General features: G+C 59.2%; 22 protein-coding genes and 1 pseudogene. 5 read left to right on the top strand and 18 right to left on the bottom strand.

Annotated features, from left to right (window positions below):
• Positions 1 to 61 precede the first annotated feature (61 nt).
• A complete protein-coding gene (gene aptA, locus GAO09_RS03165; RefSeq protein WP_153352571.1) occupies positions 62 to 1396 on the bottom strand; it encodes an omega-aminotransferase AptA in 1335 nt (444 codons plus the stop codon).
• 142 nt (positions 1397 to 1538) lie between these two features.
• Between aptA and GAO09_RS03160 the strand changes: the two genes are divergently transcribed.
• Positions 1539 to 2087 (top strand): cupin domain-containing protein, encoded by a 549-nt coding sequence (locus GAO09_RS03160; protein WP_153352570.1) that lies wholly within the window; start codon positions 1539 to 1541, stop codon positions 2085 to 2087.
• Here GAO09_RS03160 and GAO09_RS03155 read toward each other — a convergent pair.
• The 3 genes from GAO09_RS03155 to tam all read right to left on the bottom strand — a co-directional run bounded on the left by GAO09_RS03155 (position 2084) and on the right by tam (position 5508).
• On the bottom strand, positions 2084 to 2740 hold the full coding sequence (locus GAO09_RS03155; RefSeq protein WP_153352569.1) for a glutathione S-transferase family protein: 657 nt from the start codon (positions 2738 to 2740) through the stop codon (positions 2084 to 2086). The two genes, GAO09_RS03160 and GAO09_RS03155, sit on opposite strands and share 4 nt — an antisense overlap.
• 106 nt (positions 2741 to 2846) lie before the next feature.
• Positions 2847 to 4310, bottom strand: a complete 1464-nt coding sequence (locus tag GAO09_RS03150) for a phospholipase D-like domain-containing protein (protein ID WP_153352568.1) — start codon at positions 4308 to 4310, stop codon at positions 2847 to 2849.
• Positions 4311 to 4731: 421 nt separating this feature from the next.
• A complete protein-coding gene (gene tam, locus GAO09_RS03145; protein ID WP_153352567.1) occupies positions 4732 to 5508 on the bottom strand; it encodes a trans-aconitate 2-methyltransferase in 777 nt (258 codons plus the stop codon).
• Between the two features lie 261 nt (positions 5509 to 5769).
• Between tam and GAO09_RS03140 the strand changes: the two genes are divergently transcribed.
• Positions 5770 to 6657, top strand: coding sequence for a branched-chain amino acid aminotransferase (locus GAO09_RS03140; protein ID WP_153352566.1), 888 nt, complete (start codon positions 5770 to 5772; stop codon positions 6655 to 6657).
• A gap of 75 nt (positions 6658 to 6732) precedes the next feature.
• Here the strand turns inward: GAO09_RS03140 and GAO09_RS03135 are convergent, their stop codons facing one another.
• From GAO09_RS03135 to GAO09_RS03080, 12 genes are all read right to left on the bottom strand, one after another.
• Positions 6733 to 7674 (bottom strand): ABC transporter substrate-binding protein, encoded by a 942-nt coding sequence (locus tag GAO09_RS03135; protein ID WP_153352565.1) that lies wholly within the window; start codon positions 7672 to 7674, stop codon positions 6733 to 6735.
• Positions 7675 to 7684: 10 nt separating this feature from the next.
• Entirely contained in the window at positions 7685 to 8722 is a 1038-nt protein-coding gene (locus GAO09_RS03130; RefSeq protein ID WP_153352564.1) for a FecCD family ABC transporter permease, read from the bottom strand.
• On the bottom strand, positions 8719 to 9714 hold the full coding sequence (locus GAO09_RS03125) for a FecCD family ABC transporter permease (protein ID WP_209018583.1): 996 nt from the start codon (positions 9712 to 9714) through the stop codon (positions 8719 to 8721). The genes GAO09_RS03130 and GAO09_RS03125 overlap by 4 nt, the downstream gene beginning before the upstream one ends.
• Positions 9711 to 10511 carry an ABC transporter ATP-binding protein gene (locus GAO09_RS03120; RefSeq protein WP_209018582.1) on the bottom strand — a complete coding sequence of 267 codons (801 nt, stop codon included), beginning with the start codon at positions 10509 to 10511 and terminating at the stop codon, positions 9711 to 9713. The genes GAO09_RS03125 and GAO09_RS03120 overlap by 4 nt, the downstream gene beginning before the upstream one ends.
• A gap of 22 nt (positions 10512 to 10533) precedes the next feature.
• Positions 10534 to 12909 (bottom strand): TonB-dependent siderophore receptor, encoded by a 2376-nt coding sequence (locus tag GAO09_RS03115; protein WP_209018581.1) that lies wholly within the window; start codon positions 12907 to 12909, stop codon positions 10534 to 10536.
• Between the two features lie 111 nt (positions 12910 to 13020).
• Positions 13021 to 13929, bottom strand: a complete 909-nt coding sequence (locus tag GAO09_RS03110) for a FecR family protein (RefSeq protein WP_209018580.1) — start codon at positions 13927 to 13929, stop codon at positions 13021 to 13023.
• 105 nt (positions 13930 to 14034) lie between these two features.
• Positions 14035 to 14553 carry an RNA polymerase sigma factor gene (locus tag GAO09_RS03105; protein WP_153352715.1) on the bottom strand — a complete coding sequence of 173 codons (519 nt, stop codon included), beginning with the start codon at positions 14551 to 14553 and terminating at the stop codon, positions 14035 to 14037.
• Positions 14554 to 14649: 96 nt separating this feature from the next.
• Positions 14650 to 15273: an alpha/beta hydrolase gene (locus GAO09_RS03100; protein WP_153352559.1), complete on the bottom strand. Its 624-nt coding sequence runs from the start codon at positions 15271 to 15273 to the stop codon at positions 14650 to 14652.
• 159 nt (positions 15274 to 15432) lie between these two features.
• Positions 15433 to 17175: a putative bifunctional diguanylate cyclase/phosphodiesterase gene (locus GAO09_RS03095; RefSeq protein WP_153352558.1), complete on the bottom strand. Its 1743-nt coding sequence runs from the start codon at positions 17173 to 17175 to the stop codon at positions 15433 to 15435.
• 69 nt (positions 17176 to 17244) lie between these two features.
• Positions 17245 to 17988, bottom strand: a complete 744-nt coding sequence (locus GAO09_RS03090; protein WP_153352557.1) for a sulfite exporter TauE/SafE family protein — start codon at positions 17986 to 17988, stop codon at positions 17245 to 17247.
• A gap of 150 nt (positions 17989 to 18138) precedes the next feature.
• Positions 18139 to 18813 carry a hypothetical protein gene (locus GAO09_RS03085; RefSeq protein ID WP_153352556.1) on the bottom strand — a complete coding sequence of 225 codons (675 nt, stop codon included), beginning with the start codon at positions 18811 to 18813 and terminating at the stop codon, positions 18139 to 18141.
• Positions 18814 to 18945: 132 nt separating this feature from the next.
• Positions 18946 to 19329 (bottom strand): c-type cytochrome, encoded by a 384-nt coding sequence (locus tag GAO09_RS03080; protein ID WP_153352555.1) that lies wholly within the window; start codon positions 19327 to 19329, stop codon positions 18946 to 18948.
• 181 nt (positions 19330 to 19510) lie between these two features.
• Here GAO09_RS03080 and GAO09_RS30410 point away from each other — a divergent pair, with 181 nt between their 5' ends.
• Both GAO09_RS30410 and GAO09_RS29840 read left to right on the top strand, forming a co-directional pair.
• Positions 19511 to 19630: a DUF4291 family protein gene (locus GAO09_RS30410; protein ID WP_209018579.1), complete on the top strand. Its 120-nt coding sequence runs from the start codon at positions 19511 to 19513 to the stop codon at positions 19628 to 19630.
• Positions 19621 to 20043: pseudogene (locus tag GAO09_RS29840) on the top strand (DUF4291 family protein). Before GAO09_RS30410 ends, GAO09_RS29840 begins: the two are co-directional and overlap by 10 nt.
• An 11-nt stretch (positions 20044 to 20054) precedes the next feature.
• Here the strand turns inward: GAO09_RS29840 and GAO09_RS03060 are convergent.
• On the bottom strand, positions 20055 to 20402 hold the full coding sequence (locus GAO09_RS03060; RefSeq protein ID WP_153352552.1) for a hypothetical protein: 348 nt from the start codon (positions 20400 to 20402) through the stop codon (positions 20055 to 20057).
• Positions 20403 to 20667: 265 nt separating this feature from the next.
• On the opposite strand from GAO09_RS03060, the gene GAO09_RS03055 reads away from it, so the two are divergent.
• On the top strand, positions 20668 to 21270 hold the full coding sequence (locus GAO09_RS03055) for a superoxide dismutase (RefSeq protein ID WP_153352551.1): 603 nt from the start codon (positions 20668 to 20670) through the stop codon (positions 21268 to 21270).
• Positions 21271 to 21337: 67 nt separating this feature from the next.
• Here the strand turns inward: GAO09_RS03055 and GAO09_RS03050 are convergent, their stop codons facing one another.
• Positions 21338 to 21790 (bottom strand): hypothetical protein, encoded by a 453-nt coding sequence (locus GAO09_RS03050; protein WP_153352550.1) that lies wholly within the window; start codon positions 21788 to 21790, stop codon positions 21338 to 21340.
• Positions 21791 to 21792: the final 2 nt, after the last annotated feature.

Genomic DNA, 21792 nt, shown 5'->3' with positions numbered 1-21792 from the left:
CGTTTTTTTTAGCCTGCCTGTCGGGAGCTCGACTGGCGCACCGGATTGCTTCCAGTCCTGATCACGTCGCACGCTTCAGGGCATCGCCGATCATCGAAACGATCGTGCCGATCTGTTCGCGCTCGACGATGAGAGGCGGTGACAGCGCGATGATATCGCCGGTCACGCGGATCAGCAGTCCCTTGTTGAAGCAATCGACAAAGACATCATAAGCGCGGGTGCCCGGCGCGCCCTCGCGTGGTGCAAGCTCGATGGCGCCGACAAGGCCGAGATTGCGGATATCGACCACATGCGGCAGGCCTTTAAGGGAGTGCAGCGCATTTTCCCAATCGGCAGCCAGATCGGCGGCGCGCGTGAGCAGGCCCTCTTCCTCATAGATTTCCATGGTGGCGAGACCGGCGGCGCAGGCAACCGGATGGCCGGAATAGGTGTAGCCATGGAACAGTTCGATGGCGTTTTCCGGCCCGGTCATCAGGCCGTCATAGATCTTGCGACCGGAAAACACCGCACCCATCGGGATCGCGCCATTGGTGATGCCTTTTGCCGTGGTGATCAGGTCGGGCGTCACGCCAAAATAATCGCTGCCGAAAGGCGTACCGAGCCGGCCGAAACCGGTGATGACTTCGTCGAAGATCAAGAGGATGCCGTGCTTGTCGGCGATCGCGCGCAGGCGCTCCAGATACCCCTTTGGCGGCAGGATGACACCGGCTGAACCGGACATCGGCTCGACGATGACAGCGGCGATGGTTTCCGCGCCATGCAACTGGACAAGCCGCTCCAGATCATCGGCAAGCTCGACGCCGTGCGTCGGCAGGCCCTTGGTGAAGGCATTGCGCTCCACATCCAGAGTATGGCGCATGTGATCCGCCGGGATCTGCGGGAAAACGCGGCGGTTGTTGACGAGGCCGCCGACGGAAATACCGCCGAAACCGACACCGTGATAGCCTTTTTCACGACCGATGACGCGGGTACGGGTGCCCTGGCCGATGGCGCGCTGATAGGCGATGGCGATCTTCAGGGCCGTATCGACGGATTCCGAACCGGAGCCGGTGAAGAACACGCGGTCGAGCTTTGCACCGGCGCCCCCCGGTGCGTGTTCTGCCAGTTTGGAGGCAAAATCGAAGGCGATCGGATGGCCCATCTGGAAGGTCGGGGCAAAATCGAGGGTGGCCAGCTGCCGCTCGACGGCTTGGCTGATCTTTTTGCGGCCGTGTCCGGCATTGCAGCACCACAGGCCCGCCGTGCCGTCCAGCACCTTGTTGCCATCGACATCGGTGTAATACATGCCGTCTGCTGCGGCGAGTAGGCGGGGAGCCGCCTTGAACTGCCGGTTGGCCGTAAACGGCATCCAGAAATTTTCGAGATTGACCGTGTTTGCCTTGCTGACGTGATCCATGACTGCCTCCATTGGTTGATGTGAGGTTCGGCAATTCGGCTGTTCTGAACAAGTCGTTTTCTTATGTGCGCCAAGCCGCTGATTTTGTTGACAGGTGGCAACTTGTTTTCGATATTTCGAACACGGACAACAGGAGGTGGTCATGTCGCTCGATGTCGGAGGCCGTTTGCGGCAATTGCGCATGGCCCGTAACCTGTCTCAACGTGAACTCGCAAAGCGGGCCGGCGTTACCAATTCGACCATCTCGTTGATCGAATCCAATGCCGCCAATCCTTCGGTCGGCGCGCTGAAACGTATCCTCGACGGGTTGCCGATCGGCATGGCCGAGTTCTTTGCCTTCGAGCCGGACAAATCGCGACAGGCCTTTTATGCGGCCGAGGATCTGGTGGAAATCGGCAAGGGACCGATCTCCTACAAACAGGTCGGCGACAATCTTTTCGGGCGCAGCCTGCAGATCCTGAAAGAATGTTACCAGCCGGGCGCAGATACGGGAAAGGTGCCGCTCGTGCATGACGGCGAGGAGGGCGGTATCGTCCTGTCCGGTCGACTGGAGGTGACGGTTGAGGATGAACGCCGCATCCTTGGGCCGGGTGACGCCTATTATTTCGAAAGCCGCCGGCCGCATCGCTTTCGTTGCGTCGGCCCGGTGCCCTGCGAGGTCATCAGCGCCTGCACGCCGCCGACGTTTTAATCTCGGTCGGGTGCGCCGAGCGGAAAGTTCTTCCGATAAGGACGTGCTTCATCGACTGCGCGTGCAAAGGATGGGCGTGCCAGAAGGCGTTCCCTGTAAGCCGTGACATTGGCAAAGCGGTCGCCGAGCGGATGGGACCAGTCGGCATAGAACAGCGATGGCGCGGCAGCGCAGTCGGCCAGGGTGAACGCGTCGCCTGCCGCCCATTGCCGGTTTTCCATATGCCGGTCCAGCCAGCCAAAAGCGGCGTCCAGCATATCCCGTGCTTCCCGAACGCCATATGGATCGCGGTTTTCCGGCTTTCGCAGCGCGTTGAACACGATCTTCTGCTGCGGCGTCGAGATGTAGTTGTCGAACACGCGGTCTAGCATGCGCACCTCGACGGCAAAGGCCTCATTGACCGGGATCAGCCGCACCGGGCCGGGATAATGCACCTGCAGATATTCGATGATGGTCGTGGCTTCGTGGATCACACTTCCGCGATCCTTTAGCATCGGAAAGCGTTTGACCGGCCATGCCGCGACCAGTTCTTCAAAAGCGCCGTCATCCTCGCCAAGTGTGCGAGTAGCAAAATCCAGATCGTTTTCGTAAAGCGCGATCAGCACCTTCTGGCAGTAGGACGAGAATGGATGCGAATAGAGAACAGGTCGCATAGAGGCCTCCCCAACCGATTGCGAAATGAAATCGGTTTGATGGTAGCATTCCACTCGGTCTTGGCAAGCGGCCAGATTTTGCAGTCCGGATTTTATACTCCGGATTTTACAGGGCGGCCTTCAGCTTGTGGCCGAACCGGCGCTTGAGAAACCGTGATGCCCGGTAGCGAACGCCGCTGGGTCTTTCCGGGTCGGCAATGTCGCTTTCGGCAAACATTTCCTCGTCGATCGTCAGTTCGCGGCTTGGAACGGGCACGAGGCCACGGCCGGTCGTTCGGTTCAATGCCTCGATGGCGGCAATCAGCGAACCTCCATGCGCGGCAATCGCCTCGCCGACCTCTGTCACCGAACGGCCGAGATGTTCGGCCAGCAGATCGTCGCGGGTGGCAATGATTTTTTCCCGCAGCGCATCCTGATCGTCTTGCGCGGCAAGGATGACGTCGCATTCGGTGTCATAGCCCATCGAACGGTTGTTGAGATTGGCCGAGCCGATCTTGATGATGCGATCATCGGCAAACATCATCTTGGCATGCACATAGATCGGTGTGCGGGCCTCGTTGACCGGATAATAGAGGCGAAAACGATCAAAGCGGTCGGCATCCTTTACCAGTTTCATCAGGCGGATGCGGGCGCTGTCCATCGCCTTGGCCTCAAGATATCCTTCACAGCCTTCCGGGTTGATCAGCACGATCTCCGGCCCGTCTTCTTCCTTTAGCCGCTCTGCGATCGCCTGTGCGATCCGCCGCGAGGCAAAATACTGGCTTTCGATGTAAAGCGTCTTTTTTACCGCGGCGATGATGGCAAGTTTTGCCGTTTCGATCTCGTTGATCTGTTTGCGCTCATCATATTCGGGAGCGGTGCGGGCAATGCCGATATCGACATCACGAAAACCGACCTCAAGTCCGTCCGGCCATGGATCGCTGTCGCATGTTTGCGGCTCAAGCTCCTCGTTCGTCGCCAGCTTCCAACGGCCCCGCGCCACTTCGGCCAGGGCGGCAGCTGCCGGACCGGAAAGGCACGTCGTCGCGTCATGCCAGGGCTCCAGCGCAAAACCCATCGGTGACCGCCGGGCAGGCTGTTTTTCGGCATGGTCGCGCGTATCCCAGCGCCCGACCGTCATGTCAATGCCGCCGCAAAAGGCCACACGGTCATCGATGACGAGCAGTTTCATGTGATGGGCGGAGATTGTCGGATGCGCGCCGTCCAGCTTCAGGTGGATGCGCTTGTCGAAAATCCAGCGCAGCATGTAAAATGGCGTCTCGCCGCGGGTGATCGAGTTGATCAGTCCGATATCCCATTTGAGAATGCGCACATCGAGGTCTTCGTTGCGGCGGGCAAGCGCGTTGAGAAACGAGCCGAGTTGATCCGGCCACTCGCCGTGTTTTTCGCTGTCCGGCTCCAGCCTGATGCGGGTGTCGAAATCCCAGCCGATCAGGTAGACCGACTGTTTTGCCTTGATCATGGCGCTTTTGGCGGCACGAAAGAAGTCGGCAGCATCTACGATAATCGATAGACGCTCTGCTTTGGCGACGCGCCAGCAGGTCTCGCCTTCTTTCAGTATCTCGTGCATCTGCCCCTCGTCATTGATAGTCTGTCGGCGGGCATATAGGGCGAAGAAAGGCGGTGACCATTGCTGCGATGCAGCAAAGTCGGAGGCCGGCACCTTGGATTCTAGAGCTTCGGTTTCACAACATATAACGACCGTTAATAAAAAAGGCGCCACATTCCTTCTTTTCATCGCAACGTGGCCCAAGTCTCTGTTTCATAATCAAGCAGATTTGAATGAACCGTCGGCGAGGACGGTTAAAACTGACTGGAGGTTGGGGACATGCGGATAACATGGTTTCTTTTGATCGGCATTTTGGTGGCGATGGTTTTGAGCATATTGCTGATCGATACGCGCATACCAGCGCCCCCAAGCGTACAGCCGGGCCAGACGGAGCCGGCACCTGCAAATCCGCTCGCCCCGTCGCCAGCGCAGCAATGAATGCTTAATCCTGCCCTTTGACCGCCACCAGGAAAAGACGCGGAAAGGCCAAGAGCCGTCGGCCATCCGCCGTAGGCGGGTAGGCCTTGTCGATGCGGGCTTCATAGTCGGCCAGAAAAGCTTCCCTGTTTTCTGCGCCGGCGGCATCGAGGTAAGGCCGAAGGCCGGTTGCCTCCACCCATTCGACGATCGCTGCCGCATCCGCCATGGGATGGTAATAGACCGTATGCCAGACATCTACCCGCAGAGATTTCGGCCCCAGTCGATCGAGATAGGTCGATGGCGGGGGCAGACGCTTGCGCCGGACTTTTTCGCCCTCGAAGGCTTTGCGCCACGGCCCGGCAAGCCCGGTTTCCTCCATCATCAGATGCGAGGGTTCGGACAGATTGTCCGGCATCTGCACCGCCAGCACGCCACCGGGTTTGAGGTGATCCATGAGTTTTACCAGGACAGAAACATGGTCGGGCACCCATTGGAAGACCGCATTGGCATAGAGCAGGTCCACCGGGGCATCAGGCACCCAGTTAAGAAGGTCGGCCTTGTCGAAGGTGACAGCCGGCAGACGGTTGCGGGCGGCGGCCAGCATGTTTTCGTCGCTGTCGAGACCGGTGACATTGGCCGCGCCAAAACGCTCGACCAGAAGATCGGTGGAATTGCCCGGCCCGCAGCCCAGATCGAAGGCGCGGCTGGCGGTGGCAAGCGGCACCTGCGCCATCAGATCACGTGCCGGGCGGGTGCGCTCGTCCTCGAACTTCAGATACTGTTGTGAGGACCATGCCATGATGTTCTCCCTTCCACGAAGGTCCCATTGGATATCGGATGGCATGTCTCGGCAAGGGCATTGATGACGGTTTTTCGGATGAAAAGACGACTTTCCATCACAGATCCTGATGCACCTATTTATGCAGAAACTGGATTGCTAGCCCTGTTGTAACAAGCCTCCGCTTTTTGGCGGCAAACAGCTTTTTTCGGCAAAAATAACCTTGACCTTGGCGCTTTCACGGGACTTCACTCCGGGCGCGGAATTTGCAAGGAGAATGCCATGTCTGTTGATACATCACCCAAAAGCACCACCTGGACCTTCGTCGATGGCGAGTGGCTTTCCGGCAACCCGAAGCTGATCGGCCCAACCTCTCACGCCATGTGGCTCGGCTCGACCGTGTTTGACGGCGCCCGCTGGTTCGATGGCATTTCGCCCGATCTCGACCTGCATTGCCAGCGCATCAACCGCTCGGCGATCAACATGGGCATGAAGCCGACCATGACGCCGGAAGAGATCGAGGCGCTGGCGCTGGAAGGCGTGAAAAAGTTCGATGGCAAGACCGCCATCTATATCAAGCCGATGTACTGGACCGAACACGGGACGTCCTTCAGCGTCGTGGCCCCGGACGCGGAATCGACACGTTTTGCGCTCTGCCTGTTCGAAGCGCCGATGAACACGGCAAAACCGTCCTCGCTCACCGTTTCGCCTTACCGCCGCCCGAACCCGGAAGTGGCCATGACCGCCGCCAAGGCTGGTAGCCTTTACCCGAACAGCGGCCGCATGATCATCGAAGCCCGCGAGCGCGGTTTCGACAATGCACTGGCACGCGACATGAACGGCAATGTTGCCGAAACCGCCTCGTCGAACATCTTCATCGTCAAGGATGGCGTCGTCTTCACGCCGATCGCCAACGGCACCTTCCTTGCCGGCATCACCCGTTCGCGTGTCATCGGTCTGCTGCGCCAGGCCGGTTACGACGTGCGTGAGGCGACCGTCACGGTCGAGGATGTCGCCACGGCCGACGAGATCTTTACCTCGGGCAACTACTCCAAGATTGGTCCGGTGAACAAGTTCGAGGACCGCGAGCTGCAGCCCGGTCCAGTCGCTGCCAAGGCTCTGGAACTCTACATGGAATGGGCCAATACTGCTCGCAAGGCCGCTGCCTGATCAGGCGGCCATTCCGTACCCGATAAAAGAACGGCGCCCTTGGGCGCCGTTCTTGTTTTCAGGAATCATCGATGTTCATTCGAAAGATGCCGCCAGCGTGTCGAGAAAGATATCGGCACCCCGAAAGCTCGGTGGATAGGTTTCATAACGTGAAAAGCTCAGGATGCGTTTTGCCTCATAGGCGCGCAGGAAGGCTTCATAACCCGGCGCGATGCGGGACAGTGCGGCAAAGATGCTGTCTGGTGTCTCACCTGTTTCCGGAAGATAGGAGGTGACGATAAGGTCCGCATCGATATCTCCGATCAGTTCAGCACCGATCGTCATGCGGCTCTGACCGGCCGGGACACTTTGCGCAAGCGTGGTGCGACCCATGCCGAGGTCATCGAGCACGCTGGTCTGTACGCCATATTCCTTGAGAATGGTCAGCGTGCCGTCGCGCTCGTTGGCAAGGATGGCGGCATAGGTGCCCGATGTCAGGGTCTTCGGCAGCTTTTCGCGGGCGTCAGCGATACGCTTGTCATACGCGGCCTTCAATTCGTCGAAACGTGCATCTCTGCCGATCCAGCCCGCATATTCGCTGTAAAGGTCAAAAGGCTTGGAGCCATTTTCGGCGTCGAACATCAGCGTCGGGGCTATTGTGGAAAGCTGTTCGCGCAGGGCGCCGTAATCGCCGATATTGGCCACGATGAGATCGGGCTTCAGGCTGCGGATACGCTCGAGGTCCGGCTTGCCATGAATGGAGGCAAGTGCGATCTGGTCGAAATTCAACCCGAACAATTCGCGGGCACCGCGAATGAAGGTGTCACCGTCCGGTGCCAGCCGACCGGCGCTGGCAATTAGCGCCGCGCCGAGTTCTTTCGTCATCACCGTCAATGTCCAGTCATGCAGCGACAGGATGCGTTGCGGAGCATCTGGTACCGTGACCGTGTTGCCGCCATGATCGGTGACTTCGCGTGCAACGGCTGGTGAAGTGAACGCAAGTGCTGCGGCAAGAACAAACTTCGAGATCAGGCGCATTGCAAAAATCCTAACGGCTGGAAGGGGAAAGACGCGCGGCGATGAGAAAGGTGAGGACGCCGGCAATCGACACGAGAATGCCGGCCGGCACGATGACGGGCAGGAAGAGCGTGCGACCGGCGGTATCGGCAATGAGCAGGATCAGAGCTCCGCACAGCATGGTAACGGGCATGACCTCGGCCGGGCGTTCACCCACCAGTGCGCGGGCGATATGTCCGGCAATCAGACCGAGAAAGGCGATCGGTCCAACCACGGCAACGATCGGTGCAGCAAGGGCAGCAGCAATCATCGTCAGAAACAACGAGAGGCGACGTGGCGAGGCGCCGATGCCGGCCGCCTGTTCGTGGCCGAGTAACAGCGGCATCATCTGGCCGGATGCAATCAGCGCCATCGGCAAAAGCACGGCCGCCCAGATCGCCACCATGCCGGCGCCACCGACCGAGACGGACGTCAGCGAGCCATGTGACCATGCCAGCCAACGGGCAAATTGCAAAATGCCGCCGCGCACCATGATGATCTCGATTGCGGCACTTAGGACGATGCCGACGGCAAGCCCGACCAGAATGAGGCCGGTGGAGGAAGACAGCCTGTAAGCCAGGGCCATGACGAAAAATGCCGTGGCAAAACCGCCGGCCAGACCCGCCCAGGCAAGCCATGCAGGGGAGAGACCGAAGACAGCGACGCCGAGTACGACGGCCGCCATGCCGCCCTGCGAAATGCCGAGCAGGCCGGGATCGGCCAGCCCGTTGCGCGCGACCACCTGCAGCAGATAACCCGAGGTGGCAATCATCGCGCCGGCGAGAATGGCGACGATGATCCGGGGCCAGCGCAGGATCATGATGGCGGATGTTTCCGGGTCGGCATCATGCCATGACATCAGCCAACGGATGACGTCGCTCATGGAGAGGTCCGTCGATCCCAGTCGGAGCGAGTAAAGCGTTCCGATGCCAAGCAAAATAATGAGGGCAAGCATCATCAGTGCCGGGCGCAGGCGGATGGGGAAATGGATGGCAGGGCCGATGCGAAGGGTCAGGTATTGCCGCATCATGCCACCCTTCGGCGCAAAGTCGTAACAACGATCACCAGAAAGGCGATGCCACCACACAGCGCCATGACGGTGCCGACCTGAAGAAGCTGCGGCGCCAGCAGCGTGCGTGCGGCAATGTCGGCGGTGATCACGATCACGGCGCCACAGAGTGCGCAGAAGGCAAGTGCTACGCGACCTGTCTCACCGATCAGCAAGCGGGTGATATGTGGAGCTACCAGCCCAACGAAACCGATCGGCCCGACTACGCAGACGGCGGAAATCGCGAGCGGGATCGCCAGCGCCAGCGTTCCCGCGCGAACCAACCGGGGATCAGCGCCCAGCATCGCTGCCTGTTCCGTGCCGAGTGTCAGGAGGTCGATCTGGCGGCAGAGAATGAAGGCGAGTCCGATGCCTGCCAGGCCAACCGGCCAGAGCCATGCCAGAGGCTGGTAATCGAAATTGCCGATATCGCCGACAAGCCAGCCCATCAGATTGCCGAAGCGGTCCGGATCAAGCGAAATTGCAAATGTCGTGGCGGATGAAAACAGCGTGGCAGTCATGGCGCCGCCGAGAATGAGCGATAGCGGATCACGGCCGCCCCTGCTGACAAGACCTGCGGCAAGGAAGGTGACGGCTACTGCAGCAACGCCGCCGATCAGTGCGGGCCAAAAAAGCGCCGCGCCGTTCAGCTCAAAAATATAGATGCCCAGGATCACGAAAGCGACGGCGCCGCTGTTGATCCCGAGCGTCGAAGGCGAGACGAGGTCATTGCGCAGGATTTTTTGAAAAAGCAGGCCGGAAACGGACAGTACGGCACCGGCATAACCGGCGACGACCAGCCGTGTCAGCCGCTGTTTGATTACCACCACATGCTGGTAGTTGCGCGGATCGTGATTGAACAGCGCATCGACAACCAGCGCCGGAGAACTGAACCGCGCACCAGCGGCCAGATGCAGGGCGCAGAGCAGGCAAAGGACCACTGTCGCCAGAGCAAGCCCAAGTCCAGCCTTCATTCGCCGGCGCTTTCCGGCAGATGCACGATGGCGCGGCCGAAGGTTCGGGCGACTGTCGTGATGCCGTAGACATCGGCTATATTGGTGCATGTCAGCACATCGGCAGCGGAGCCATCGGCCACCACCCTGCCGCCATCCATCAGGATAACGCGGTCAGCATAAAGGCTGGCATGGGTCAGATCATGCAGAACCGCGATGACGGCGCGGCCGCGGGCAGCCTGTTCACGGGCCATCTCGAGCAGAGCATATTGGTGTTTCAGGTCTAAGTGGTTGGTCGGCTCGTCCAGCAGCAGGATGTCGGCATCCTGCGCCAGCGCCATGGCCATGCGGCAACGCTGCAACTGCCCACCGGAAAGCTCGCCGACACGTCGGTCGGCAAGGTCTGCCACCGCCATCGTCCGCATGGCTGCGTCGATATGGGCCTGATCGTCCGGCGTGCCCCTGCTCAACCAGCCTTCATGGACAAAACGGCTCATGCCGACGAGGTCGGCAACAACCATGCCGGCGGGCGCTTCGTTTGATTGCGCCAGCATCGCCATTCGCTGCGCCAGTTTTTTTCGCGGGAAGGCCAAGACGCGTTGCCCTGCCAGCATGACCGAGCCACGACCAGGGGCAATAAGTCCGGCCATGGCCTTGAGCAGCGTTGATTTTCCACAGCCGTTCGGCCCGACAACGGCCACGAACTCACCGGGCCTGAAGACAAGCGAAACCGCGTCCAGCACGGCACGGTCGCCGTAGCCAAATGTGACGTCCTCAAGGGTGAGGATTGTTTCGCCCTGTTCTTTGCCCGCTTTCATCAACGCCTGCTGCATCGATCGATCAGAAGGACGCCTTGAGGGCGGCCATGAAGTTGATCGGTGCGCCCGGATGGTTTTCCGTCCGGCTGGCAGTACTTTCGATATATTTCTCGTCTGTCAGGTTGCGGCCGACGAGTGAGAAATTGAGGTTGTCGCTGATCTTGTAGGAGATAGCGGCATCGACGCGGTAATACCCATCGATATAGAAGGGCTCCTCCAGATCACCGGCGCGCTCGCCGACGGCGGTGATACCGGCACCGAGCTTCAGGCCTTCGAGCTTGCCGGTCTGGAACTCGTAGGTCGTCCACAGGCTACCGCTCCAGTAAGGTGTGCCGATCAGGCGATTGCCCACATAGGCCGGATTGTCATCTTTGGTGACCTCGGCATCGACATAACCGAGCGATGCGATCACCTGCCAGCCATCCGCGATTTCGCCGGTAATGTCGATTTCCGCGCCACGCGAACGCTGCTGGCCGACAAGACGTGAGAAATCGGTGTCCTCGATGCTGACCGCAACATTGTCCTTCGTGATATGGAAAACCGAGAACGTGGCCGAAAGGCGGTCGGTCAAGTCGGCCTTTACACCTGCCTCGACCTGCCAGCCTTTTTCCGGATCCAACACCTGTCGATCCGTGCCGAGTGCGCTTTGCGGCATGAAGCTGGTGGCATAGCTGGTGTAGAAGGACAGCCGATCGGTCGGCTGATAGACAAGGCCGGCCCGCCAGGTCAACGCGCCGCCTTCGAACGGCGGTTCTTCATCGCCGACTCGATGCTCGACAGTGTGGTCGAAGTGGTCGTAACGGAAACCGACAAGACCTTTCCACTGGTCGGAGAACTCGATCTGGTCCTGCAGATAGACGGAGCTCGCAAGAATATCCTGGCTATAGACATTCTCGAGCGTCGTCGGCGTCATCGGGGCGCCATAGACCGGATTATAGATGTCGATGGGCGCAATGTTCGCGCGAGCAGACCAGAAGTCCATATGCGAGCGGGTATGCTGTACACCGGCGAGAACGGTGTGCCCGATACTGCCGGTGTCGAAGGTCATGATGCCTTCGAATTGCAGGTCAAGATTGTGCATGTCTTCGATACGGTCGGTGTATCGACGGTTTAGCGTGCGCCCGTCGCTCTGGAGGCCGCGAAGATCGATGCCGGTGTCCGTCGTATAGGCATCGTCGTAACGAACGGTGCTCCGCAACTTCAGCCAGTCGGTGGTCTGGTGTTCGGCCGACAGCGAGATACGGGTCTTGCGGCTGTTCACCATCGACCAGTCTTCGCCGAAATAGCTGTCATAGGGCACGTCGATGATTTTGTTATCGGGCCCGACAACCAGCCCGCGGTCGTAGGGCTGTTCCTGGCGGGTGTGGTCGATGCTGAGCGAGACCTTGGTGTCCTCGTCCGGGTTCCATTCCAGAACGCCACCGATGTACTGGCGCTCGCTGTCGGGCCGGTTTTCGACAAACCCTTCCTCGCGCTGGGCGGCGCCGGTGATGCGGCCGGTCAGGCTCGCATCGTCGTTTAAGGGCCCGCTGGCAGTTGCTTCCGCACGACGAAAACCGAAGCTGCCGAACTGTGTGGTGACTTCCGCCGTCGGGGTCGTGGTTGGGCGGCGAGTAACGATGTTGATCAGGCCGCCGGGCTCGCCGCGGCCGTAAAGCACGGAAGCCGGCCCCTTCAGCACTTCGACGCGTTCGACGCCGGCAAGGTCTGGGTTGACCTCCGGGCGGCTGCCGGTCGCATTAAGCACCGATCCGTCGATGGCATAGTTGTTGGATGAAAAGCCGCGGGTGATAAAGGTTTCGGCGCGGTTGGCGCCGGTATTGCTCTGCTGCACGTTGGAAACGTTCTGCAGGGCCTGGGTCAGCGTCGTTGCCTGCTGGTCGGTGATCACGCTGCGCTTGACCACCTGGATCGACTGCGGGACGTCGCGCAGCGGCGTGTCCGTCCTGGTGCCGACGCTGCTGTCGGCGGCGGCATAGCTGCGGCCGTTTTCGCCTTCAACGGTGATGGTTCCGAGCATGGTCGTGCCGTCGGCCGCAACACCGCCGGATGTTGTCGCCGGTGCAATGATGGTGACAGTGTCGTTGGCGCCAAAGCGATAGGTCAGGCCCGAGCCGGAAAACAGTTGGCCGAGTGCCTGCTGGTCGGACAAGCGGCCGCTGACCGTGTTGCTGCGGGTGCCAGCCGGCAGGCTGCCGTCATAAACGATGTTGATGCCGGTGAGCGAGGAATATCGGACGAGGGCGGCCGCAATGTTCTGGGAAGGGATGCTGAAATTATGGACCCGAGCTGCTTCCTGTGCCTGCGCCGCCGAAACGACTGCGACAAGACTAGTGCTGGTCAGCAAGGTCCAGCCAAGCCCGACGCCGACCATACGGGATCCGATTTTACGCAACATGTTCATGCCCCTCTACACGCATTGGCGCGACGCCGCCCAGCGCCGCTCAAGGACCCATACGAACGGGAGGCGAGAAAACCTGAGTGCATCGGTAGAATTATTTTCGAGAAATTAATGCCGCGCCGAAACGAGCGTCAGCAGCGGGGTGTAATGGGTGAGTGTGACCGGCAGTCCCTGTTCCAGCGTGCGATCGATGCGGGCAATGTCGTTGATGTCGATGATGGCCGTGACGCGACGATCCGAGAGCGCCTGATCAAGCACGATGAGGCGGCCGGCGCGCCAGCGGTTGAGTTCCGCGACCACGTCACCGAGTGGCCGAGACAGGAAAACGAGCTGTCGCTTGCGCCAGCCGAGGCGGCCTTCCGCTTCCTCCCTGGTGATGGTTCCGAGCCTGCCGTTTTCATAGTCCACCGCATCGCCTTCGGTCAGATCAAGGCGCTTGCCATGAGCCTCCACCCGGACATCGTGTTCTGCAACGACCACGCTCAGCCGTTCGGGTGTGATAGCAACGGAATAGGCGGTGCCCAGCGCTGCAGCCTTTAACGGACCTGCTTCAACCACGAAAGGACGGCGGGCATCCGGCGTCACTGTAAAATAGGCCTCGCCAGCATGGAGGAGAACGCTGCGTCCGGTATTGTGAAAGTCGATGGAAATCGCGCTACCGGCGGAAAGCTCTGCTGTCGAGCCGTCCGGTAGGGAAACGATACGGATTTCTCCTGTGCCGGTTGAAAAGTCGGGACGTCGTACACCGGCTGTCCAGGCTGCGCCGATGCCAGCCAGTAGAAGTACGCCACCGGCAGTCTTCAATGCCGTGCGGCGCGCAATGCCGGTCTGCCGCGGTTCGGCCGCGGCCTGTCCCCACAGGCGCTCGATCCGGGCATAGGCCACGGCGTGGCGTTCGTCCGCCTCCAGCCAGTGGCGGAAACGGACATAATCGGATTGCGGTGTGGCGGGGTCAAGCAGATGGGCGAACCAGGTTGCCGCCTCGTGGGTCAAGCTGTCGCCAGCATCATCATGCAAGTCAGTATCTGTGCTTTTGCCCATAGTGCCTCGGGCCTCTTCGTCCCATCATCCATGTCCATCATTACGAATGAGGTCGGCAAAAACCTTGGTCGCCGCCTGGTTTTATTCCCGGCTATCCGCAAGGCAGGACGAATCCAGCTTTTCAAGCGCCGAGACCATATGACTGAAGACGGTTTTGGGGGAGATACCGAGCTTTTTGCCGATTTCGACATAGGTCAGGCCATCAATACGCGCCATCACGAACACCTGCCGCGCGCGCGGAGGCAGCGCCTCGATGGCAGCCGATAAAGTCAACAGTTTCTGCTTGCCGATGGCGGCGTCTTCCGGGCTGGGGGTATGGTCGGCAATGAAGTCCAAATGCTCGATACCATGCACAAACGGCGCAATCCGTTCCCGTCGGCGGAAGTCGATGGCGAGATTGCGGCCGGTGCGCAGTACATAATTCTGCAAATGACCCGGATCGATCGGTGTTGCCCGCCGCTCCCACAGCCGCACGAACGTGTCCTGTGCCAGATCCTCCGCGATGGCGTGCGAATGCACCAGTCGCGAGATGGTGGAAAGCAAACGCTTGCGCAGGCTCAAGAAGGTGCCAAGCAGATCCGGTGTCAGTGCCGAGTGCATGGGCACGCGGTTAGCAGCCCGGCAGGACCAAGGCAATCTGGCGAGGTTTAAATATTACCGGATTTGTCATGTTATTATTCCGGTGCTGCGATCCGGTCACATGGCAGCCTCCACCAGCTTCTCCAGAAAATCGCAGGCCCGGTCAGCGCCGCCGATCGATATCGTATGCCCGAGACCGGGCTCGATGATTGTATCGATGGTCATGCCGGCCGCTATTAGTTCTGTCTGGGCTTTTTCGGTTTCCCATGAGGGAATGATGGCATCCGATGTGCCGTGAACCAGCAGAACATCTGTTGCTTTCGCCGGCGTCAGCGGTTTTTCGGTCGCGAGCCGTCCGGAAAAGCCGATGACGGCGCGAACCGGCCAGCGACCGTTTGCCACCGCATCGAGCGACATGATCGTTCCCTGTGAAAAGCCGACCAGCACCACCCGGTCCAGACGATCGGCGAAACCGTGTTCCTCGATAATGGTCGAAATGACCGCATCGAAGGACGGCCGTGCGGTGGTGATGCGTGCAGGGCGGTTTTCCTCGGTAACACCGGCAACACTGAACCACTGATAACCGGAGCCGAAATCCGAAGGTTCCGGCGCGTTCGGCGATACGAAGATGACATCGGGAAGACGTGACTGCCAGCCAGTCCCCAAGGGGGCGAGGTCGGCTCCATTGGAGCCGACGCCATGCAGGAGGATGGCGAGAAACGAGGCTTGCGGGTTGGTCATCGTGATCCCTTGCAGAAGATGGAGGCTTAAGGCGCAAAAGTTCGCTCAGGTTTTCTTAAGGTGCAAGGTAATCCTGGCAAAGACAGCAGCCTGTGACCGCATCGTTCACAGATTGAATCCGGAACAAGGTCCAATTCCATGCACGATGAGTGAACCGCCCTAGCGCCGGTGCAGATGCGTTATCGTGGCCGACGTGGGCTGCGGTGCCGGTACGGAGGCCTCCGCGTCTGCGCCGGTCAGTTGCGCATATTCCGCGATCGGTTCGGCCTTGCCGATCAAAAAGCCTTGAATATGCTGGCACTGTGCCTCCTCCAGAAAGACGCGTTGCTCTTCTGTCTCCACGCCTTCGGCGACGATCGGAATGTTCAAACCGCGACCCAGCCCGATCACGGCGCGTACGATCTCGTCGGCGCTGGTGTCGGTACTCAATTTGGCGGTAAACGACTTGTCGATTTTGATCGTGTCGAAGGGGAAGGCTTGCAGGTAGGACAGTGACGAATAGCCCGTTCCGAAATCGTCCATAGCGATCTGGATGCCCAGCGCTTTCAGGCCTCGCAGGATTTGCAATGCGCGGGCAAAATCCTGCACGAGAACGCCCTCCGTGATCTCCAGTTCCAGCCTTTCTGGCGAAAGCCCGGTATTCAGAAGAATGGCGTGAACGTCCCTTACGAGATCTTCCTGCCGGAACTGGATCGGTGAGACATTGATGGCAATTTTCAACTGGTTGGGCCAGCTGGCTGCCTCCCGGCAGGCCTCTCGCAACACCCATCTGCCGATTTCGACAATCAGGCCGCTTTCTTCAGCAAGCGGCACGAAATGATCCGGCGTAATCAGGCCGCGGCTCGGGTGCTGCCAGCGCAAGAGGGCTTCAAAGCCGAAAATCTCACCGGAAACCGATGCCTGTGGCTGATAGTAGAGCGCCAGTTCCTGTCGGCCGAGCGCGTGTCGCAAATCCTGTTGCAAGACCCGGCGATCATGCATGCGCCGATCCATGCCGGCGTTGAAGGCACAAAATCGCCCGCGCCCTTCTGATTTGGCGCGGTAGAGTGCCGCATCGGCATTGGCGAGCAGAGTTGCCGCGTCGTTGCCATCCTGCGGAAACATGGCGATGCCGATGCTCAGGGCAACTCGCAGCGAGCGGCCGTCGACTTCGATATCCTCATCCATCGCCTGTGCCAGATTTTCTGCCAGTCGTGTCACCGTTTCCGGCTGGCTGTCACCTGTGCTGATGACAGTGAATTCGTCACCGCCCAGTCGGGCCGCAAAGTCCTGCGGCCCGAGCACGGTTTTCATCCGCCTTGCCAGTTCGGTCAAAACGATATCGCCGGCATTGTGCCCGAACAGGTCGTTGATATCCTTGAACCGGTCGACATCGAAGCTCATCACGCCGAAACGGCGGCGGGTAACCTTGCTTTCCTCGATCAGGCTTTCCAACCGGGCCGAAAAATGGATGCGGTTCGGGAGATCCGTCATCGGATCGTGGTGAGCGAGATACGAAACCCGCCTTTCCGCCTGCACGCGAGCAGTTACGTCCTGCTGGGTGGTTAGAATGTGCCGGTCGTCGAGCATCATGTCATGCACGGCGATGATCTTGTCTCCGACCTCAATCTGGGCCTGCACGCTGCGGCCGGCAGCCAACTCTCGCTGAACGTTTTCGAAGAACGTCTTGGGATCCTGTTTCCAGTCGGACATGCGATCCGTTTCAACAAGGTCAAGGAATGTTTCATTCCCGGTTATCCAGCGGCTGTCGAGATCGTGCAGCAGCCGGAAGCAACGGTTGGCATAAACGGGCCTTCCCTCGAACTCGAAAATCGCAACGGCGACGGGAAGATTTTCCATTGCCAGTTGGATAGCCTCGACCATGGCAAGGCCCGACGAGTTTTCAATTGCCTTGTTGCCCATGCAAAGCTCCCGACGAGGTGTCACTCTTCACTGTAGAAATCAAACATTAGACGTCAATCATATATTGTTTCAGGCAAATCGAATAGCTGCGGTGCCTATAATGATCATCGAAACAGCGATCATCAGGGGCTTTACCGGCATCTTTTTGACGATCAGCGCACCGAATGGAGCCGCCAGGATGCCGCCGACGATAAGGCCGATAGCGGAAGAGAGGTCCGACCAGCCGAGCGCGAGGATGAATGTCAGGGAGATCACAAAGGTAACGGCAAATTCTGTGAGGTTGGTCGAGCCGATCACCTTTTTCGGTTCATGACCACGGCCAAGAAGTGTGCTGGTCACGATCGGCCCCCAACCGCCACCGCCCATGGCATCCAGAAGACCACCGGCGCCACCGACATAAGGAATGATCCAGTCGCGCACATCGCGCGGCCATCTTGGCTTAAAGGCCTTGTATAGGATGAAGAGGCCGATGCCGATCAGGTAGACCGACACCAACGGCTCGATTGCTTCGCCATTGATATTGGAGAGAATATAGGCGCCGATGGCGCCGCCAACCATGCCTGCGGGCGCTAGCCGCAGGACCAGCCGCCAGTCGACATTGCGGTGATAGAGATGGGACGCGCCGGATGCCGCGGTAGTGAAACACTCGGTGATGTGGGTCATTGCGCTTGCGGCAGCAGGCGGAACGCCGACCGCCAGGAGGCTGGTCGTGGTCAGCACGCCGAAGGCCATGCCGAGCGCGCCATCGATGATCTGGGCAAAAAAGCCGATCAGAATGAACATCAGGAAGTCGGAGGTTGCGAAATCGAACATCGGCCATCTCCCGGCTGGCTGGTTTCAGCAGGATTCAAGTATCTATGCCGGGAAAAGGTTCCCGCCGCCGGAGTTGCAACGACTGGCGGCGACGGGAGGGGCGTCGCGCGGTTGCATCGCGCGACGAACGGAGTTGGCGTGGTGGAGGGTTCAGGCGGCCTTACGGCGATCCAAGGCTGCCAGAACAACGATTTCCAGCCGGTCCCAGGCCTGAATGCCCCGGTCACCCAGATGCGCCGCAATGCCGCGCATCGGCTTCATAGCCGCTGCAAGGTCATCAGGGGAAAGGTCGGCATGGGGTGATGTGCCGTTGCGGCGATTTCGGTCGGCGATCTGAAAGGTTTCCTCTGCCAGTACCGTAAACAGTCGGTCTTCGGCTATCGCACGGTTGCCGCTTTTATCGACCGAGCGCCACAGTTGCCGCTGGACGACGAGCCGGTATCCCGTCAGCCTTTCGAACAGCATCAGGTCGGCAATACTGTAGACGCGGGTCGGCAGTGGCTCCTGCGGCGGGTCAGGTAACGCTTCTGGTTCCATCGCAATGGGCGGCGGTGTAGTATCTGCCTGTGCCATTTCAACAGGCTGCTCAACTGCGAGCAAGGCATCCTCGTCGGCGCTCGCATCCATTGGAGCGTCGTTGAGCGGCATGACGTCGGCTAATGCCATATCGGCAAGAGGAGCAGTGTCGGCCTGTGTCTCCAGAGCCGACGTTTCGCAGATGGAAATGGATGGCTGCTGTGAAATCAGTTCGCTCAAAAGTGCGTCGAGCGCATTCGCCTGCAGAGCGTCCTGCAAGTGGGCGGTATCATGCAATTCGTCCCGCATCGAAACCCCTTTGTGAAATCAAAAGATCAGTTGAAAAATCAATTGATGTCAGGGGATACATGCTCAAGCCTGCGCAAAGCTGACTGGTAATCCTTTTTTCGTATGCTCTGGGTAAAAATACCGCGCCGATTTTCAGCGGTTGGTCTTGAGGTAGGCGATAACGTCATCGATTTCCGATTGGGTCCAGAACCCCCAGAAACGCATGCTGGTACCTGGCACCTTGCGCTTGGGGCTGGATAGAAATTCCGACAGGGCCTTTTCGTCCCACACGAGACCACCAGTGCCGGCATCGCGCATGGCCTGCGAATATCGAAATCCCTCGACACCGCCGGCGGTCCGGCCCAACACGCCTTTAAGGTGCGGGCCGAGTTTGTTGGTGTCGGCATCCGGGACGTGGCAGGGCAGGCAGGCGCGATAGACCTGACGCCCGTGCTTGGCATCTTGTGCGAAGGCCGTTGCTGTCGTGGCGGTTGTTGCCAGCAGAAGCAGGGCGGTAAGGTGGCGGACGGATTTCATAAGTGATCTCATTTGCGAAACGACAATATAGACCGTCTCACCCTTGCAAGGCGATGCGGTGAAATCGCCCGATATTGCAGGAGGTGTTTGTTCTGCCGCATTGTCGTGAATGGATAGGTCATGTTTAGAGAAATAGGAGCCGGTTTTGGACCGGACACGATCAGGGTCTGACAGGCCTATAGTGATTCCATCGCTGACGCGGGCGCTCGACAAGGGCAAATTCGGCCCACCGACCTTCAGCCTCAACAGGATGACCTGGATAAAGCCATCCTTCCTCTGGATGATGTATCGGTGCGGCTGAGGCGAAAAGGATGCAATCAGAAGCGCGTTTTTGCGATCGATATCAAGCGCACCGGCTTTGAAGAAGTGCTCGGGCACGCCTGTATCAGCCACTACGAGGCTTTTGGCGATGAAACCGAGCAGGCCTGGCGAGGGCGGCTATCATCAACCGATGCCCGCATTTAATGGGATCCGGAACGAAATATCGACATGCAGCCGCTACGGCACAGAAGCCTGCAGATCGGCCTCTCCGGCGAGAGTCTGTGCAAATATGTCGAGGAATGGATCGTATCGCTGACGCATATCAGCGACACGGTCAGGCAGTTGAACGAGCACCGCAAGCGGGGTGAACATGCCCGGATTGAAGCCGCCTTGCCGAAGGAAGAGGTCTACCCGATCAGCGATACGTTAAAGACGATCATCCACGCTGGGTAGCGGCTGGTTTCCTATTTTTTGGATGCGGCCGCGCCCACCTTGCCGATCTCGATTTCGCTACCGACTTCGGCCGCCTTGGTCTTCTTGTCGTACACGCAGATGACGCTGATATCGGCGAGTTTCTTGTTCTTCGACACGCCGCTCGGTCGGCCGGTGACGATCGCAAGCCCGTATTTCTGGCTGCCATAAGGATCGACCACGGCGCGGCCCTTTTCGATCTGGCCGGAGGCGGACTTAATGCAGGCCTTTTCGACTGCGGCGGAAAACTCTGCCCAGGCATTGTCGGAGGAGGCGTGAGCGGTCTGTCCGAGCGAGAGTGTGGCGGACAGTGTTGCGAGGGTCAGCAGGGTGGCTTTCATCGAATCATGGTCTCCGTTGCGGTTCATGTCTCTTTCAAAATTCTGCGTCAGCGATATGGCGAAGCCACGCGATCGATGCGGATCGCATCCGTGGCCGATGCATTCGGAACGATGTTCCACGAACAGGCGTTAGAGAAGAACAACACACTGCGGGCGCATTGATTTTTGCCAGAATTTTGGTCCGAAAGACGTTGCCACGCTGCCGTCGGGAACCTATGTTCCCGCTCATCTTCACCCAGCTTGTTTTTGCCCAAGGAGTAAGATCATGGCTTTTGAACTTCCCGAACTTCCCTACGATTACGAAGCGCTTGCGCCCTTCATGTCGAAGGAAACGCTTGAGTATCACCACGACAAGCACCACAAGGCCTATGTCGACAACGGCAACAAGCTGGCCGCTGAAGCCGGCATGGCCGACCTGTCGCTGGAAGAAGTCGTAAAGAAGTCGTTCGGCACCAATGCCGGCCTCTTCAACAACGCTGCCCAGCACTACAACCACGTCCATTTCTGGAAGTGGATGAAGAAGGACGGCGGCGGCAACAAGCTGCCCGGCAAGCTGGAAAGCGCGATCGCTTCCGACCTCGGCGGTTACGACAAGTTCAAGGCCGATTTCGTTGCTGCCGGCACCACGCAGTTCGGCTCCGGCTGGGCATGGCTGTCCGTCAAGAACGGCAAGCTGGAAATCTCGAAAACTCCGAACGGCGAAAACCCGCTGGTTCACGGTGCAGAGCCGATCCTCGGCGTCGACGTGTGGGAACACTCCTACTACATCGACTACCGCAACGCCCGTCCGAAGTATCTTGAAGCCTTCGTCGACAGCCTGATCAACTGGGACTACGTCCTGGAACGTTACGAAGCTGCCACGAAGTAAGCTTTCGGGGAAAACCCGTGATGGAAGCCCGGCCTTTGCGCCGGGCTTTTGCGTTTCAGGGCCCCGTTTACATTGTTGTGCCGGGCTTTTGGCGGGATCGCATCAGGTAAATAGCCAGGGCCAGCCACAGCACCAGAAACAAAAAAGGAGGCAGAAGCATCCCTGTCATGATCCATGTTTCAGTCGGAAACGAGAATGCCGCGCCCATTTTCGCGATGATGATGAGGGCGCAAGCGCCAGCCAGAGCAAGGTAGACATGACGCCAAGCAGGTGAGAGGTTTTGCGTCGTAAGTGTTCCCGAAGCGGAATGGCGCAGCGCCAACAGAGTGAAAAATACGGCGGCTGGCAGATGGCTTAGGGACAATCGTATTTTGATGGACGTGTCCGTCTGTAGGAACAGAAGATGCATCAACTGCGCGGCGCCATGTAAAATCAGGGCATTGACGATCAAAATGATCGCTGAGCGCCAGAAAACAGCCCAGAATGCATAGATGAAATCGCGCAAGGTGACGCCTTTCATGT

Source organism: Endobacterium cereale, assembly GCF_009617585.1.
Taxonomy (GTDB): Bacteria; Pseudomonadota; Alphaproteobacteria; order Rhizobiales; family Rhizobiaceae; genus Neorhizobium; species Neorhizobium cereale.
This window is presented reverse-complemented; position numbering and strand designations above follow the sequence as displayed.